The organism is Chryseobacterium carnipullorum (genome assembly GCF_900142785.1).
Taxonomy (GTDB): domain Bacteria; phylum Bacteroidota; class Bacteroidia; order Flavobacteriales; family Weeksellaceae; genus Chryseobacterium; species Chryseobacterium carnipullorum.
Genome location: NZ_FRCD01000002.1, coordinates 117,796 through 132,827, shown reverse-complemented (window position 1 = coordinate 132,827; position 15,032 = coordinate 117,796). Strand labels below are relative to the sequence as shown.

Sequence of the window (15,032 nt, the reverse complement as noted above, 5' to 3'; positions counted from 1 at the left end):
GGCATTTCATATTTTCAAAGATAAGACTTAAAATAAAAACTTCCCAAACATTGAGAATGGGAAGTTTTAATATCTATAATTTAAATTTTAAATTACTTATTGATTTCTGCATTTAATTTTACAGCATCCTGGTAAGTAGGATCAAGCTGTAAAGATTTAGCAACATAATCCTTAGCTTTTGCAGCATCAGAATCTTTATTCATATAAGCTACTGCAAAGTAAGCATAAGCTAAAGTCTGCTTGTTAGCTTCTTTATCTGCAGGTTTTACCGTGCTGATAAATTTCTCGTAGGCTAATTTTGCAGCATCATTATTTCCTGCCTGTTGGTAAGAATACCCCTGACTGTAGTAAGCTGGTGCCCAATCCGGTAGAAGAGCACTCATTTTCTGCCAAGTCAGTACTGCCCCATTCCAGTTTTTAGCATCCTGGTAAGCGGTAGCTAATTTAAACAAAGCATCAGAATCCTCCTTATTAGCTGCTACTTTCTTTTTCAATGCCTCAATTTCCGGAGTAGTTGGTCCTTTTTCCGCTTCAGCCTGAGAAGCACCTCCTCCTGCGATATTAGCAAGTTCTATATCCCACTTCATTGTCTCATCCTTCGCCGCTTTAGCAATTGCAATTTTCTGCTGAGACTCGGTCATTAAAGCTGATTTCTTAGCTGCATCCGTTTCAGTTTTTGCCAATCCGGCTGCAATAAGTCCCTGAAGCCCTTGATCTGCTGGCTGTAATCTTGTTTTCTCAGCCTGAGATATGAAAGTATCCATATTCTGTTTTGCATCAGCATAATTTCCGTCAGCATAAGACTGATAAGCTCTCAGTTTAAACTTGATAGGGTCATCAATTTTATCAAAGATCTTGTCTAATACAATTTTAGAATTTGCATAATCTTCGTTCGTGAAATATAATTTAGAAATTTCTAACTGTGTATACGGATCCTCATCAGCATATTTGGTATAGTTGATAAGGTCTTGTGTTGCTTTTGCATTCTCCTGGTATCTGATATCGTAAGAAGCCAAAGCTTTATAAGCAGGTGCATAAGTTGCATCTACACCTATCGCTTTATCAAGGCTTTGTTTAGCTTGCTGCCATTGCTGTGCGGCCATCCACAAAGTAGCCATTCTTGTATAAACAGATGCTCTGTTTTTAGCTAAAGGTAATGCTTTGTCATAAGCAGACATTGCTTCCCCCGGTGCTCTTTTGATTCTATAAGCATCTCCAAGAGTATAATAATAATGAGCAGGAACTCCTTTCTTCTCAGCTTTCTCAATAGCTTTTGTCAGGAATTGAATGGCTGCATCAGGAGCATTGTTTTTCTCGAATAATGTTAAAGCCTCAGCTGCTCTGAACAATACTTCAGCATCCTTTTCTCTGGAATCAGTAACAATTTTCTGAATCTCAGCAACTGCGCTTTTATCGCCTTTACCTAGTTTTACAGTAGCCAAACCGATTTTGTTAAGGTAGCTTTTGCTATCAACAGCTAAACCTTTGTTAAAGCTCTCTATTGCTTTAGCATAGTCAGGCTCGCCCTGTTTAAGGTAAGTATTTCCTAAATAGAAGTAATTTTCTGCTGTAGGTGCTTTGGCAACCATTTCCGTAAAATTGATTTTAGCCTGTGCATACTTATCACTATCAATACTGTTAATACCATCCTGCAACGTCTGTGCAGAGGCTAAACCGGCAAAAAATACCACGGCTGCTCCTAAAGCAATTTTCTTTACATTCATAATCATTATATCTTTCATTTTATATTTTTCTTTATTAGAGTTATATGCTCCACAATTTTTAGACCAAAACAATGTTTTTACAAGAGGCAAAACATTATTTTAATACTTTTTAACGCATTTGTACCTCTCTTTTATATATATTATAGGGCTGTAAACCTTCTTTCTCCACGATCATTTGTCCCAGCTGTGTACATGAATATCTGATGAATCCATTAGCAATATTGAAGTTTCCTTCATTGGTTAAAAAATACAGAACGCGGGTAAAAGGATAAGTCATTTCACGAAGGCTGGCATTATCCACCGTATAAAGTTTTCCATTATTTTCTACCGGAAGTACTTTTACCATTCCTCTAAGCTTTTCGGACGTTTTATCGTAAGGACGACTGAACGTGTTCAAGCCGATAACTCCAATTTTATCAGTATGTTTCTCCAATTCTTCAATAATATTCTGGTTTCCCGGAATGATAGAAAATTTAAGGTCTTTGGGTTGCTTCTTTAGCTTTTGGGCAACGAAATTCAGATTACTTGAATTGGTTCCGTCAAAAATAAAATTCTTGGCATCAGATTCAAGTCCGCTCCTGATTTCATCCATAGAGATACTCTGTTTTGGAGAATCTTTTGGAACAACAAATACTACCGCATCTGCAGCGAATTTAGCAGGAAGAAACTTCAGATCAACCTGTTCTTCATACGCTTTCTTCTCTTCAGGAGTAAGGTCTCTGGACATGACGGCTATTCTTGCTTTATCATTCAGCAAATCAAGAAAACCTAAATCTTCTTTCTTTGTTTCGATTTTGATGTGCGTTTCAGGATAGTTGATCATATATCCTTCTGCCAATGCTTCGGTAACGCTTTTAAAAGATTCGTCGGTAAGTATGGTAAGATCTCCTTTGTGATAGGATGGAGATTGATCTTCTTTTTTGCAGCTTACAGCAGCGATGCTCATCACAGAAAGCAACGCAATTTTTAAACTATTTCTCATTTCCTGAATCTTTAATTCTTGAAACTGCTCTATAGATTCTAAACACTCCATAAAGAATAAGCACTGCACCCATTGCGTAAGCTATGGCAGGCTCTAAAATCGTAAAGAAAAATTTGTAGACAATAACTACAATTCCCAAGACGATATAAAATAATCCGGTAACTAAGGATAACCAATTGAACATCATATAACAAAAATACCAAAAAAAATAAAAAAGAGAAGCATATGCTTCTCTTTTTATTTATAATTTGAATAAATAAGTCTTATTCAAAGTTCATGGTAAACGGTACGCTATAGTAAGATCTAACGCTCTCCCCGTTTCTTTTCGCAGGAGTCCATTTTTTAAGTTTCTTAACTACACGAACAGCTTCACTGTTGAAGTCGCCATTTGGAGATTTCTCTTCAATAGTAACTCCAGAAACGGTTCCGTCTCTTTCTACTACGAACTTAAGTTTTGCCTTAAGGGTACCTTCACCTCCTTCCATTAGAGAAGTATCAAAATTCTCCCCAAGGAACTTTCTTAATGAAGCCATTCCTCCAGGATATTCTGCAGACTGGTCTACATCTTTGTAGATCTCATTAGGGTTATTTGTTTTTACTTCCGCAGTACTGGCTTTGTTACCAGTAGATGGCGGTGGTGGCGGTGGTGTATAAGCCGGAGCTTTAACCCCTTCCTGATTATTTAAACCAGTCGTCGTTTCTAACTGCTTAGAAATTGGTGGCGGTGGTGTTTCAATCTTCGGAGCTTTTACAGGCTCAGGAACTACGTTCTGAATCACCTCGATTTTTTCCTCTTCTTTTGGAGGAGGTGGTGGAGGTGGTTCTTCTTCTTTTGGTTGCTCAATGATCGGGTCTTCTTCAATAATGTTTACCAAATCTGCCTTTACTTCTTGCTTAGGCGGTTCAGTAAGTCTCTTAATGGTAAGATAAATAAAAGGAGACAAAGCCGCAACCAGGAATAATGCCGTTCCAACAATAAAAGATTTTGTCAGAAGTCTAGGATACTGATGTCTCAGATCATAGGCACCATATTCCTTGTTTCTATTTTCAAATACAATCTCATCTAAAGTAAGATTCTGATTGTATACATTTTCATCTGCCATAGATATACAATTTTATGGTTAAATTACTTTGTAGCTGGTGCAGCCGCAGCTCCATTATTCCCAACTTTTCTATCATAGATAGCTTTCTCCCAAGGCTTCACATCGGTTACCCCGTACTGCTCGCTTTTGGTAATGGCCATTTCGTCAAGAATATCTACAAAGTTCTTATATACAGCATCGTCAGTCGGCTTGATAATAACAGTAAATTTTGTTTGATCTGCTGCGCCTGCTTTTGCTTTCTCAATTATTTTTCTAATTCCCTCTCTATCGTAAGTCGTCTCATTAAGATTCTGATCAGTTAAAGATGTAGGATCCTGTTGATGCCAGAAAATCTTATTGTCTTTCCCTAATAATAAAGAAATTGAGTTAGAAAGTTTAATTTCTGTTGGAGGTGGTTTCGGCTGATCCTCTTTTGGTTTTGCCGGAAGACCTAAATCCATTACATTCGGTTTGCTAAATGTGGTTGTGAACATAAAGAAGGTAATCAATAGAAAACCCAAGTCCACCATTGGAGTCATATCTACTCTGGTATTCTGCTTCTTGGAACGTACCTTGCCGCCTTTGCCGCCTTTTTCCTGTACTTGTACTTCTGCCATTTCTAAATGATATTATTATGGTTTACCTTCTTGTGATGTAATCAACCAGAATTTAAGAAAATCAATATCTCTTAAACCTTCAAATAGGCTTTTAACTTTAGGATACTCAGTAGTAACGTCTCCCTTGATTGCTAATTTGTAATCAGGATTTACGCTCAAACTTTGTTGTACCCAGTCAACTAACTGCTTATTTGTACTATCCATAGGAATCCCGGTAGGACTCTTAAAGCTTTTCTGCTCCTCATCTGACAAATCGAGATAGCCTTTCAGTTGGTTCATAGGAACCCCAATTGCTTGTACTTTTTGAAATGCAGCTTTTTGCTTGTTGTCGAAAGTCATATTATACTTTTGACCCATTTTTTCTAAAAGCTGTAATCTCTCTGATGCATTCTCCACCGGCTGGAAATAAAATTTCCCGTCCGGAGTAGCGTTGATGGTCATCAAACTTGCATCAGGAAGTAACTTCTCTGATATTGAAGATGGCGGTTTAATCTGCTCCACGTCAGGTTTTTTAAACTGAGTGGTCAATATAAAGAATGTAAGTAGTAGGAATGCAACGTCACACATTGCCGTCATATCCGTCACTACTCCATGTCTTTTTGGTTTGACTCTCGCCATTGTTTTGAATTATTTTTAATTAAACTTCTTTTATTGGAATGCAAATTCCTTGCTACAAATTCAATTCTTAGTTGAATTCAGCGAAAGACTGCTGGATGCTCATAGCGATCTCGTCGATCTTATAAGTTAATCCGTCAATTTTAGAGGTAAAGAAGTTATAAAGGATAATCGCAATTGCTGAAGTACCAATACCTAAAGCCGTGTTGATCAATGCTTCGGAGATACCAGTAGAAAGTGCAGCAGCATCTGGAGTACCACCACCTGAACCTAATGCAAAGAATGCTTTAATCATCCCGATTACAGTTCCTAAAAGTGCGATCAAAGTTGCAACAGTACCTAAAGTAGAAAGAATCATCATGTTCTTTTCTAACATTGGCATTTCAAGAGTAGTAGCCTCTTCGATAGCTTTGTTAAGAGCTACCATTTTTTGCTCCTTATTTAAAGTAGTGTCATGAGAAAGAGCTTTGTAAGTAGTAAGACCTTCTTTCACTACGTTACCTACAGATCCCTGTTGTCTGTCACACTCTTCTAGAGCCTCATCAACTTTGTTTTGGTTCAATAAGCTTCTTACCTGAACTACAAAGTTGTCTAGGTTTCCTTTACCAGCAGCTTTACCTAGTACGAAATATCTTTCAAAAGAGAAAACGATTACAGTAATCATGAAAGTAATCAAGATTGGTACGATAACCCCTCCTTTGTAGATAATCCCTAAAAACGATTCCGGGTGAATGTCTTTTCCTTCAACACTAGAGAAAGCTACAGATCCACCACCTAGTTTTTCTGCGTCTTTAAAGTTCCCTGGGTTCCCAAGAACAAATAAATAAATACAAACTCCTATAACGAATAAAATAGGAATAATAACAGCCGGGTTTAAACCTCCTGCTTTTCTAGCAACTACTTGCTCATCATTTTTTGAAACATTCATTTCCATATTTAACTAAATTATATTGTTTTTAAAATTTTACAGGGTGTAAATTAAAGGCAAAATTAATTAAAATGCAAGAGTCTTAAATAAACATTTTGCATTTTTCTGATAAAGAAATTTTAATACGATTTCGATATAATAATTATTTTTAATTATTTTATTTATTTTTCTCAATTTTAACATTTAAGTTAAAAATTTAAAAAAATAAGACCCCCATTTTTTTTAATTTGCCAATGTTAAGTTTTTTTTAAATTACGATATTCACAATACGGTGATGCACCACGATGATTTTTTTAGGTGTTTTACCTTCCAAAATAGGTTGCATCTTTTCATCTGAAATCACCAAATCTTCCACTTCCTTCGCCGATAGCTGAGCAGAAAGTGAAATTTTGAACTTCATTTTACCGTTTACGCTAACAGGATACTCTATTTCATCTTCTACAAGGTAATCTTCATTCAATACCGGGAATTTTTCAAACTCAACAGATTCTGTATTCCCCAGCATACTCCAAAGTTCTTCACAGATATGGGGCGCATACGGAGAGATGATAACGGCTAAAGGCTCTAAAATATTGCGCTTGTTGCATTTTATTTTTTGAAGCTCGTTGACAGCAATCATAAATGAAGATACGGAAGTATTGAATGAGAAATTTTCAATATCATAAACCACCTTCTTTATTAAGGTATGTAAAACTTTGTATTCAGCTTTTGTAGGTTCTTCATCAGACACATCAAAAACATCGCCATTAAAATAAAGATTCCAGAATTTTTTAAGGAAACCATAGACTCCACTTAGTCCCTGTGTATTCCAAGGTTTGGATTGTTCCAATGGACCCAGGAACATTTCATACAGTCTTAAACCATCTGCTCCGTATTCTTCACAGATATCATCAGGATTTACAACGTTGTATTTAGACTTGGACATCTTTTCTACTTCACGGTCTGTGATGTATTTTCCGTCTTCCAGGATAAATTCCGCATTGGCATAGTCTGGTCTCCAGGCTTTGAAAGCTTCGGTATCCAGTTCGTCTGATGTTCCTTTTAATAAAGATACGTCAACGTGGATTTTCTGTGTCTGATGATCACCAGCCAGGTTTTTAGAAACATACTGGTTTGTCCCATCAATTCTATATACAAAAGCACTCATTCCCAAAATCATTCCCTGATTGATCAGTTTCTGGAAAGGTTCATTATTCTTAATATATCCTCTGTCTTTTAAGAACATATTCCAGAAACGGGAATACAATAAATGCCCGGTGGCATGCTCGCTTCCTCCGATGTATAAGTCTACCTGCCCCCAATAATCACTTAAGTCTTTATTTGTAAAAACCTCATCATTGGAAGGGTCCATATATCTAAGGAAATACCATGAGCTTCCCGCCCAACCCGGCATCGTAGATAATTCTAACGGGAATACTGTTTTATTATCAATCAGATCTGTAGCCACAACTTTCTGATTGGCTTCATCCCATGCAAATTCTTTTGCATTTCCTAATGGCGGATCACCGTCTTCAGTAGGAAGATATTTTTCAACTTCCGGAAGTTCCAGCGGTAAAGCAGAAACCGGAAGTGTATAAGGCATTTCTTGTTTATAATAGATAGGAACCGGTTCTCCCCAATACCGCTGTCTGGAGAAAATAGCATCACGCTGTCTGTAGTTCGTTGTTCCGTGGCCAATTCCTTTATTTTCTATTTCAGAAATTATTTTTGACTTGGCCTCATTATAATTCAACCCGTTTAAGAAATCAGAGTTCACACACACTGAATCTTTAGAGTCGAAAGATTTCTCCTGAACATCTTCATCGGTATCTACTACCTTTTTTATATCCAGGTTAAATTTCTTTGCAAACCTATGATCACGTTCATCGTGTGCAGGAACAGCCATTACAGCACCTGTTCCGTAACCCATTAATACGTAATCTGAAATATAGATCGGCATTTTCTCTCCGCTGAAAGGATTGATTGCATAACTTCCCGTAAAAGCACCGCTCACGTTTTTCACGTCAGACATCCTGTCTCTTTCCGTTTTTTTCGAAGTTTCTTCTATATAAGTATCTACTTCTGCTTTCTGAGCTTCTGTAGTAATGGTATCCACCAAAGGATTTTCAGGAGCCAACACCATAAATGTAGCGCCAAAAATAGTGTCAGGTCTTGTTGTAAAAACCTCAACAATCTCTTCATGACCTTCTACCTGAAACTGAACCTGCGCTCCCTGGGATTTTCCAATCCAGTATTCCTGAGCATCTTTAAGTGGTTGTGGCCAATCCAGTGTCTGAAGTCCTTGTAATAATCTTTCAGAGTAGGCAGATATTCTCATGCTCCACTGCATCATTTTCTTTTGGAATACAGGAAATCCTCCTCTTTCGGATTTTCCGTCTTTCACCTCATCATTCGCCAATACTGTTCCCAAAGCCGGACACCAGTTTACAGTGGTCTCTGCTCTAAACGCCAGACGGTAGTTTAAAAGGATATCTTCTTTATCAAGGTCTGAAGAATCTTTCCATTCTTCTGCCGTGAAGTTGAGTTCGTCGTTTTGATTGGCATTTAATCCTTCCGTTCCTTTTTCTGCAAAATGCTGAATCAGGGTATCGATGGATTCTGCCTTATTGGTATCTTTATTATACCATGAATGATACAGCTCGATAAAGATCCACTGTGTCCATTTATAATATGATGCATCTGAAGTTCTCAGTTCTCTGCTCCAGTCGAATGAAAAACCGATTTTCTTTAGCTGCTCTTCATATCTGTTGATATTCTCTTCCGTAGTGATCGCCGGATGCTGTCCTGTCTGGATCGCATATTGTTCAGCAGGAAGCCCGAAGCTGTCATAACCTACCGGGTGAAGGACATTAAACCCCTGGTGTCTTTTATATCTCGCATAAATATCTGATGCAATATATCCCAGCGGGTGCCCCACGTGAAGCCCTGCTCCGGATGGATACGGAAACATATCGAGAACATAAAATTTTGGTTTGTCCGTATTATTGGAGGTTTTGTAGGTCTGGTTTTCTTCCCAGTACTTCTGCCACTTTTTTTCTATCTGCTGATGATCGTAAAACACTTTTTATAATAGATGTTAGATGTTAGACTTTAGATATTAGAGTTAATTTTGACCATTAATTCCAAATCAAGATTCACAAAAATAATGATTTTAAAAGAAATGGAAATTTTAATTTTAATTAATTCAGGAATTCGCTTCAACAAAAAAATCTCATCCTAAGATGAGATCTATGCTAAGTCTATGAAATGTATGTTTATTGAGGAATTCTTCTCATTGTATACGTTCTTGTTTTATATACTGTCGGATCCTGAGTTTCCTCTCTTATTGACAGGTTCAAAGTGGTATCATTAAGGGTAACTATTTTCCCATTAGATGGTTCTACGATCCCCTGATATTTTATGACTACTGTTTTTGCACTCCTATCGTACGTGTACGTAAAGTTCTGATCTGAAATAATGGTACACTGAGGTGTTGTTGTGCCGATGTCTCCATTTCTGGTTCTTTTCCCACTTGCTTCAGTATTGAATCTCCATCTTGATTCTTTTTCACAATCTGTGTATGTAATAAGATCCGAAACAGGTTCTTCTCCTACTTCTACGGTGGTCACTACTTCTTTCAGCGGTTGCCAAACTCCAACCAGAGGATATTCCATCGTATTGTCGCCATCATCATTACATCCTGTAGCTACAAATAATGATAAACCTGCAAATAGTAATGCTAATTTCTTCATATATAAAATTTTCAAGGGCTAAAATTATAATTTTTTTGATTTATAACACCATTTTTTGTGAAAAATTATTTTTATAATCCTTATTTCTGAAAATTTTAGAACATTAATCCTCATAATAGCCGTTATTTAACAAATATTGAATGTAAGGTTCTCTCTCTATTTTATTAAAAAAACTATTTTTGCAGAAAGAAAACAAAATGCAGGATATAACGAAAAATAATTTTGACTTCATCCGTGTTCTTCTGGCTTTCATTGTCTTTGTAGGACACCTGGGAGCTTTAAGTGACTCAAGCCAGCTAGAATTTTTAACCAATAGCCCCGTAGAAGTTGCCGTTTTTTCGTTTTTTATTGTCAGCGGATTTCTTATCGCAAGGAGCTATGAAAGGTCTTCAAGCCTGAAAAGTTATATCAAGAAAAGAATCAACAGAATTGTTCCTGCCTATTTACTTGTCGTTTTTCTGTGCACTGTATTCCTCAGCACAGTAAGCACGCTTTCTTTTTCTGATTACTTTGGTAATACACAGGTTTATAAATATTTTTTGTGGAACTCTGCCTTCATGAATTTCATGGCCCCTTCCCTACCCGGAGTATTTGGTAATGAAGCGGTCAATGGTGCTCTATGGACACTTAAGATTGAAATGTGCTTTTATTTTGCTGTCCCACTCATTTTTTTATTATTTGGAAAAAACAATAAATACAGAAATATCAGCCTGATCATTCTGTACTTTCTTTCTCTGGTATTTCTTAATTATTTTGAAATGGCCGGAAAAATTTCCATTTCCAAACAACTGCCTGGCTCCTTATGTTATTTTATTGGAGGAATGCTTGGCTATTTTTATTTTGACCAATTTATCAAACATAAAAATGTTCTTTTCATCATAGCGATCATTACGGTTTGGATCGATCTTATACTTCATATCAAATTGTTCTCGCCTATCATGATCAGTATTATTGTTTTATATATCGCCTATTCACTGAAATTCCTGAATAATTTTGGGAAATACGGAGATTTCACCTATGGTATTTATATCTTCCACTTCCCTATTATCAGAGTATTTGCAACGCTGGGATTATTTGCCAACTACAATCCTTTTTTGATGAGTGTTGTATGCATGTTTGTGGTGATAGGAGTAGGAATTGCGTCGTGGCATCTCTATGAGAAAAAATTTTTATAATTTTACACCCAGTAAAAACATAAATGAAAGACCTGGTCTCCATCATCACTCCCTGCTACAATTCTGCTGAATTCATTGAAGAAACGATACAATCTGTTCTCAACCAAACCTATGAAAACTGGGAATGGCTGATCACTGATGATCTTTCCAAAGACAATACAGTGGATATCATAAGGAAATACAACGACCCCAGAATAAAGCTGAACGTTCTTGAAAAAAACGGCGGTGCCGGAAATGCAAGGAACAATAGCCTTGAAAGAGCAACGGGACGATACATTGCATTTCTTGATTCTGATGATTTCTGGTATCCTGAATATCTCGAAACCATGACGGATTATATGGAGGAAAACCATGCAGAGCTGGTCTATTGTAATTATTCAAGATGTAATGAGCAGTTGCAGCCTGTTTTAAAGGATTTCCTGGCAGACAAGGTGGTTACCTTCTCCAATCTTCTGAAGACCTGCAGACTGGCCCCGGTTTCTACGATGTATGACACTAAAAGGGTAGGGAAATTTTTATTCCCCGTAAAAAGCAAGCGTGAAGACCATGTCATGTGGCTGAACCTCTTAAAAGTAGTTCCGGAAGGAATGCCTATCAAAAAGACAATGGCCAAGTACAGGATGCGGGAAAACAGTGTTTCACGAAAGAAAAAAAACATCATTAAAGACCAATACCTGGTGTATAAAGATTTTATGGGATTTTCTACTTTAAAATCTCTTTATTATACTGGCAATTGGGCTCTCAACGGATTTCTAAAATATTCTAAAATATTCAATTAATGGAGTACTCTAAAGAGTTTAAAGCAGCATTGAGTGCATTTTCCAATGTAGAAAAAGACCGTCTTATTTTCAGGCTCCTGAAAAAGGATAAGCTTTTGTCTAAAAAACTGTATTTTGAACTGATCGATCAGGAGACGACCGATGATAAACGAAATGCAATGGAAGAGAATGTTGCTGAACAGGTTGTTCTGGCTTCAAAATATGTGGGAAATGCAAAATATTTCCTTACTATAATCCGAAAGTTGAGTGCAGAAATTACAGAGCATATCAAAATAACAACAGATAAATTCGGAGAGGTTTCGCTGAATCTTTTGCTGGTGAACAGAATTTTAGATTCCAACAGCGATTTCAGCAAACAGCGATTCGACAATGTTTATAAACTCTATATCTATATCATTAATAAAATATTCAGAGCACTGGTATTAACAAAAAAGCTTGACGAGGATTACTGGATGGAAATTGATGAACTTTTAAGAGAAACTCAAACCAAAATTTCTGAAAATCACTATCTGCAAAAACTGTGCATCAATAATGGTCTGGATATGAACTGGCTTGACTCTGAAAACATTCCGGATGACATAGACCAAATCATTAAAGATATCAAAAGTCAGGGATTTTTAAGATAAAATTTTCTGAAGAATCAGATGGGCAGCATCAGGTTTTTCATTAACAAATTTCCCGGCATTATGAGACATTTCTTTTAACTCTTCCTGATGATCAAGAAGAAACGAAACGAAATCTGCTGCTGCATATTCTTCGGTAAAGGATTTACCTCCATTGGCTGCAATCAGGTCGTCTGCCTCAGGATTTTTTCTGTAATGATTTCCAAAGATCACCGGTACACTGAATGTTGCCGCCTCCAGGATATTGTGTAATCCTGCATCGTGAAAACCTCCGCCTACAACGGCTATATCTGCATAAGAATAAAGCTTTGAAAGTAAACCTATGCTGTCGATGATCAAAAATTGAGCACTCAGATTCTGAGACTTACTATTTTTAATTTCACTGTATAATAAAGCATCAGGAAAAATCTGTTTCAGGTGTACTACTCTTTTCAGATCATGAGGAGCCATAATGATCTTTACTGCTCTGCTCTTCTGTGCAATAGCTGTTGCCATTTTCTCCTCTGCCTGCCAGGAACTGCCGAAAACTATCGTTTGATGATCTTTCTTAAACTCTGAAATATATTCAACTTGATTATCAAGGGATCTCAGCTGTTTTACCCTGTCAAATCTTGTATCTCCTGTGACTGAAGAATGACTCAGTCCCACACTTTTAGCCAAGGCAAAAGAAAATTCTGTCTGGTGAAAAAACCAGTCTACATTTTTTTTAAGCTGCTTTACAAACCATTTTCCATAAGAGGTAAAAAAGGCTTGCCTTTCATAAAACAAGGCAGAAATCACATAGATTTTAGCACCACGAATTTTAAGCTCAGCCAGAAGATGATACCAGTAATCGTACTTAACAGTAAAAAATAATTCGGTATTAAACTGAGAAATAAATTCTTTTACCGTACTTTTTTTATCGAAAGGAAGATAACAGATCACATCAGCAATATGCTTTTTCTTGATAACATTTTCATAGCCTGATGGAGAAAAGAAAGTCACCAGAATCTTATGATCCGGATATTTTTCTTTAAGTTTTTCTAAAACCGGAAGTCCCTGCTCATATTCTCCAAGGCTGGCAGCGTGCATCCAGATCACCTTATCAGATGGCGAAAACGCAGCTTTTACTTGATCTAAAGATTGTTTCCTTCCTTCAACTCCTTTTTTAGTTTTATCATTAAACAAGGAAAATGCTTTCATTCCGAAAATGAGAAGGCGGATAAATAGGTTGTATAGAAAGGACATCTTAATTATTTTTCAATTTCAATTCGATCATTATGGGTAGAAGGGCTGGAAATGACAAGAAATTCCACTTCATCAGGAGATTCGTTGGCTACAAAATGTATTGATTGAGGCTTAACGGAAATACTTTCTCCTGCCTTTACTGAAAACTTTTCATCGTTAATATCAAATCTAGCTTCTCCTTTTAAAATATAGAATACCTGTTCTGCTGTTTCATGGAAGTGTAGTTTCTCAGCCGCTCCTGCAGGCATTCTTTCCTGTTTCACAGAAAGACTGGTGGAATCATTCAAGATCCAACTGTCACAGCCGTCTCCCCAGCTATAATGCTTTGAATTATCTTTGGAATGTATCATTTGAATATCGCTACAAAAATAAGAACAACGATCAGGCTTACAATCACTGATAAAATAGCCGTCGGTAAAGGAATTTTAGGTTTAACACTTTCATCAGAGGAATATCTGAACGCATAATCCTGGCCATTCATAAAAATAAGGATAATCAGTGTAAATAACCATCTCAGAAATGTATTCATGATCAAGAACTGGATATCTCTGTTTTGGTCTGTGATCTCTACAGGAAAATTAGCTGTTTCAGGATGTTTTAATGAGTAGATGAACATACAATACAAAGCGGTTCCAAGAATCGGGGTCAAAAAAGAATATCTCTTGCTCCCAAAATTATCGGCCTTTCCATCAAAATCAAAATGTACGGGAATTCTTTCAGGAAGGGTTTTGTAATGCTTCAGCGTAAACCACCAGAAAAAAACCAATAATCCGAAATTAAAAATATCAAAAATTGTAAAAATAATATTCTCCATTCCGACTGTATTTTAGACTAGAGTAAGTTTTTGATCACTCTCAGTTTATGGGTATGCTTGTTCATTTCTTTGTTAAAAATCCCTGTAGAATCCAGGATATCTATTCTTACTTTTCCTGAAGCATGAATGATTCTTTGGTTATCCAGCATAATTCCTACATGAATAATTTTTCCCTCAGGATTTTCAAAGAATGCTAAATCTCCGGGCTGGCTCTCTTCAACAAACGTCAGGGGAACGCCAATTTCTGCCTGCTGGTAGGTATCTCTGGGTAATTTTATATCATGAATTTTGTAGACCAGCTGGGTGAAACCTGAGCAATCTATAGCAAAAAAGCTTTTACCACCCCACAGATAAGGCACATTAAGAAATTCTTTCGCTGCTAAAGCAATGCTTTCACGGAGATCATGACTTCTTCTCGAAGCCACTACCGGAAATTCCACTTCAGAACCCATTGAAAGAAGGGTTTTTCCGTCTTTCATCAATACTGAAGAAAAATCTTCAGTAACTACGGTAACTTTTCTTCTGGCCAGATCCTCTTCTGTTACAAGTCTTAGCTGTTTGGTATCTATCCAACCCTCATATCCATCATAATGCATTTTTATTTTGGTCCAGTTTTTATTCACTTCCAAAATATCTGCACTTTCGCCAAACAACATTTCCGTAACAATTTCCGCCTTGTCAGAATTCTCTGCGCGGACCGGTGCTACTGTAACGTTACAAATTCCTTTATTCATA

General features: G+C 36.8%; 16 protein-coding genes. 3 read left to right on the top strand and 13 right to left on the bottom strand.

Features of this window, described 5'->3' with window-relative positions; genetic code table 11:
• Nucleotides 1–92 precede the first annotated feature (92 nt).
• The 9 genes from BUC06_RS02785 to BUC06_RS02745 all read right to left on the bottom strand — a co-directional run bounded on the left by BUC06_RS02785 (nucleotide 93) and on the right by BUC06_RS02745 (nucleotide 9,679).
• Nucleotides 93–1,742, bottom strand: coding sequence for a tetratricopeptide repeat protein (locus tag BUC06_RS02785; RefSeq protein ID WP_073329964.1), 1,650 nt, complete (start codon nucleotides 1,740–1,742; stop codon nucleotides 93–95).
• A gap of 91 nt (nucleotides 1,743–1,833) precedes the next feature.
• On the bottom strand, nucleotides 1,834–2,706 hold the full coding sequence (locus BUC06_RS02780; protein WP_073329472.1) for a PstS family phosphate ABC transporter substrate-binding protein: 873 nt from the start codon (nucleotides 2,704–2,706) through the stop codon (nucleotides 1,834–1,836).
• Nucleotides 2,696–2,890 (bottom strand): DUF308 domain-containing protein, encoded by a 195-nt coding sequence (locus tag BUC06_RS02775; protein ID WP_073329470.1) that lies wholly within the window; start codon nucleotides 2,888–2,890, stop codon nucleotides 2,696–2,698. Before BUC06_RS02775 ends, BUC06_RS02780 begins: the two co-directional genes overlap by 11 nt.
• 79 nt (nucleotides 2,891–2,969) lie before the next feature.
• Entirely contained in the window at nucleotides 2,970–3,809 is an 840-nt protein-coding gene (locus BUC06_RS02770; protein WP_073329467.1) for an energy transducer TonB, read from the bottom strand.
• A gap of 23 nt (nucleotides 3,810–3,832) precedes the next feature.
• Nucleotides 3,833–4,405: an ExbD/TolR family protein gene (locus BUC06_RS02765; protein WP_073329465.1), complete on the bottom strand. Its 573-nt coding sequence runs from the start codon at nucleotides 4,403–4,405 to the stop codon at nucleotides 3,833–3,835.
• A 15-nt stretch (nucleotides 4,406–4,420) separates the two neighbouring features.
• Nucleotides 4,421–5,023, bottom strand: coding sequence for an ExbD/TolR family protein (locus BUC06_RS02760; RefSeq protein WP_073329462.1), 603 nt, complete (start codon nucleotides 5,021–5,023; stop codon nucleotides 4,421–4,423).
• 67 nt (nucleotides 5,024–5,090) lie between these two features.
• The gene (locus tag BUC06_RS02755) at nucleotides 5,091–5,954 is read right to left on the bottom strand and encodes a MotA/TolQ/ExbB proton channel family protein (protein WP_073329460.1); all 864 of its coding nucleotides are present in this window, start codon (nucleotides 5,952–5,954) and stop codon (nucleotides 5,091–5,093) included.
• A 241-nt stretch (nucleotides 5,955–6,195) separates the two neighbouring features.
• Nucleotides 6,196–9,009 (bottom strand): leucine--tRNA ligase, encoded by a 2,814-nt coding sequence (gene leuS / locus BUC06_RS02750; RefSeq protein ID WP_073329458.1) that lies wholly within the window; start codon nucleotides 9,007–9,009, stop codon nucleotides 6,196–6,198.
• 193 nt (nucleotides 9,010–9,202) lie between these two features.
• The gene (locus BUC06_RS02745) at nucleotides 9,203–9,679 is read right to left on the bottom strand and encodes a lipocalin-like domain-containing protein (RefSeq protein WP_073329455.1); all 477 of its coding nucleotides are present in this window, start codon (nucleotides 9,677–9,679) and stop codon (nucleotides 9,203–9,205) included.
• A 179-nt stretch (nucleotides 9,680–9,858) separates the two neighbouring features.
• Here BUC06_RS02745 and BUC06_RS02740 point away from each other — a divergent pair, with 179 nt between their 5' ends.
• Genes BUC06_RS02740 through BUC06_RS02730 form a run of 3 tightly spaced genes read left to right on the top strand, consistent with a single transcriptional unit; the run spans nucleotide 9,859 to nucleotide 12,259 of the window.
• A complete protein-coding gene (locus tag BUC06_RS02740; protein WP_073329453.1) occupies nucleotides 9,859–10,854 on the top strand; it encodes an acyltransferase family protein in 996 nt (331 codons plus the stop codon).
• 23 nt (nucleotides 10,855–10,877) lie between these two features.
• Nucleotides 10,878–11,633 carry a glycosyltransferase family 2 protein gene (locus BUC06_RS02735; RefSeq protein ID WP_073329450.1) on the top strand — a complete coding sequence of 252 codons (756 nt, stop codon included), beginning with the start codon at nucleotides 10,878–10,880 and terminating at the stop codon, nucleotides 11,631–11,633.
• Complete coding sequence (locus BUC06_RS02730) at nucleotides 11,633–12,259, top strand: deoxyuridine 5'-triphosphate nucleotidohydrolase (RefSeq protein ID WP_073329448.1); 627 nt, start codon at nucleotides 11,633–11,635, stop codon at nucleotides 12,257–12,259. The genes BUC06_RS02735 and BUC06_RS02730 overlap by 1 nt, the downstream gene beginning before the upstream one ends.
• Here BUC06_RS02730 and BUC06_RS02725 read toward each other — a convergent pair.
• Genes BUC06_RS02725 through BUC06_RS02710 form a run of 4 tightly spaced genes read right to left on the bottom strand, consistent with a single transcriptional unit; the run spans nucleotide 12,251 to nucleotide 15,031 of the window.
• A complete protein-coding gene (locus BUC06_RS02725; protein WP_073329445.1) occupies nucleotides 12,251–13,483 on the bottom strand; it encodes a 3-deoxy-D-manno-octulosonic acid transferase in 1,233 nt (410 codons plus the stop codon). The two genes, BUC06_RS02730 and BUC06_RS02725, sit on opposite strands and share 9 nt — an antisense overlap.
• Before the next feature lie 5 nt (nucleotides 13,484–13,488).
• Nucleotides 13,489–13,833 (bottom strand): cupin domain-containing protein, encoded by a 345-nt coding sequence (locus BUC06_RS02720; protein WP_073329442.1) that lies wholly within the window; start codon nucleotides 13,831–13,833, stop codon nucleotides 13,489–13,491.
• Nucleotides 13,830–14,297 carry a DUF1648 domain-containing protein gene (locus BUC06_RS02715; protein WP_073329441.1) on the bottom strand — a complete coding sequence of 156 codons (468 nt, stop codon included), beginning with the start codon at nucleotides 14,295–14,297 and terminating at the stop codon, nucleotides 13,830–13,832. Before BUC06_RS02715 ends, BUC06_RS02720 begins: the two co-directional genes overlap by 4 nt.
• Before the next feature lie 17 nt (nucleotides 14,298–14,314).
• Nucleotides 14,315–15,031 carry a C40 family peptidase gene (locus BUC06_RS02710; RefSeq protein WP_073329438.1) on the bottom strand — a complete coding sequence of 239 codons (717 nt, stop codon included), beginning with the start codon at nucleotides 15,029–15,031 and terminating at the stop codon, nucleotides 14,315–14,317.
• Between the last annotated feature and the right edge of the window lies 1 nt (nucleotide 15,032).

Bases quoted from the DNA above. Each gene is read 5' to 3' on its own strand.
- BUC06_RS02785 (WP_073329964.1), bottom strand. From the start codon at position 1,742: ATGAAAGATATAATGATTATGAATGTAAAGAAAATTGCTTTAGGAGCA.
- BUC06_RS02780 (WP_073329472.1), bottom strand. From the start codon at position 2,706: ATGAGAAATAGTTTAAAAATTGCGTTGCTTTCTGTGATGAGCATCGCT.
- BUC06_RS02775 (WP_073329470.1), bottom strand. From the start codon at position 2,890: ATGTTCAATTGGTTATCCTTAGTTACCGGATTATTTTATATCGTCTTG.
- BUC06_RS02770 (WP_073329467.1), bottom strand. From the start codon at position 3,809: ATGGCAGATGAAAATGTATACAATCAGAATCTTACTTTAGATGAGATT.
- BUC06_RS02765 (WP_073329465.1), bottom strand. From the start codon at position 4,405: ATGGCAGAAGTACAAGTACAGGAAAAAGGCGGCAAAGGCGGCAAGGTA.
- BUC06_RS02760 (WP_073329462.1), bottom strand. From the start codon at position 5,023: ATGGCGAGAGTCAAACCAAAAAGACATGGAGTAGTGACGGATATGACG.
- BUC06_RS02755 (WP_073329460.1), bottom strand. From the start codon at position 5,954: ATGGAAATGAATGTTTCAAAAAATGATGAGCAAGTAGTTGCTAGAAAA.
- BUC06_RS02745 (WP_073329455.1), bottom strand. From the start codon at position 9,679: ATGAAGAAATTAGCATTACTATTTGCAGGTTTATCATTATTTGTAGCT.
- BUC06_RS02735 (WP_073329450.1), top strand. From the start codon at position 10,878: ATGAAAGACCTGGTCTCCATCATCACTCCCTGCTACAATTCTGCTGAA.
- BUC06_RS02730 (WP_073329448.1), top strand. From the start codon at position 11,633: ATGGAGTACTCTAAAGAGTTTAAAGCAGCATTGAGTGCATTTTCCAAT.
- BUC06_RS02725 (WP_073329445.1), bottom strand. From the start codon at position 13,483: ATGTCCTTTCTATACAACCTATTTATCCGCCTTCTCATTTTCGGAATG.
- BUC06_RS02720 (WP_073329442.1), bottom strand. From the start codon at position 13,833: ATGATACATTCCAAAGATAATTCAAAGCATTATAGCTGGGGAGACGGC.
- BUC06_RS02715 (WP_073329441.1), bottom strand. From the start codon at position 14,297: ATGGAGAATATTATTTTTACAATTTTTGATATTTTTAATTTCGGATTA.
- BUC06_RS02710 (WP_073329438.1), bottom strand. From the start codon at position 15,031: ATGAATAAAGGAATTTGTAACGTTACAGTAGCACCGGTCCGCGCAGAG.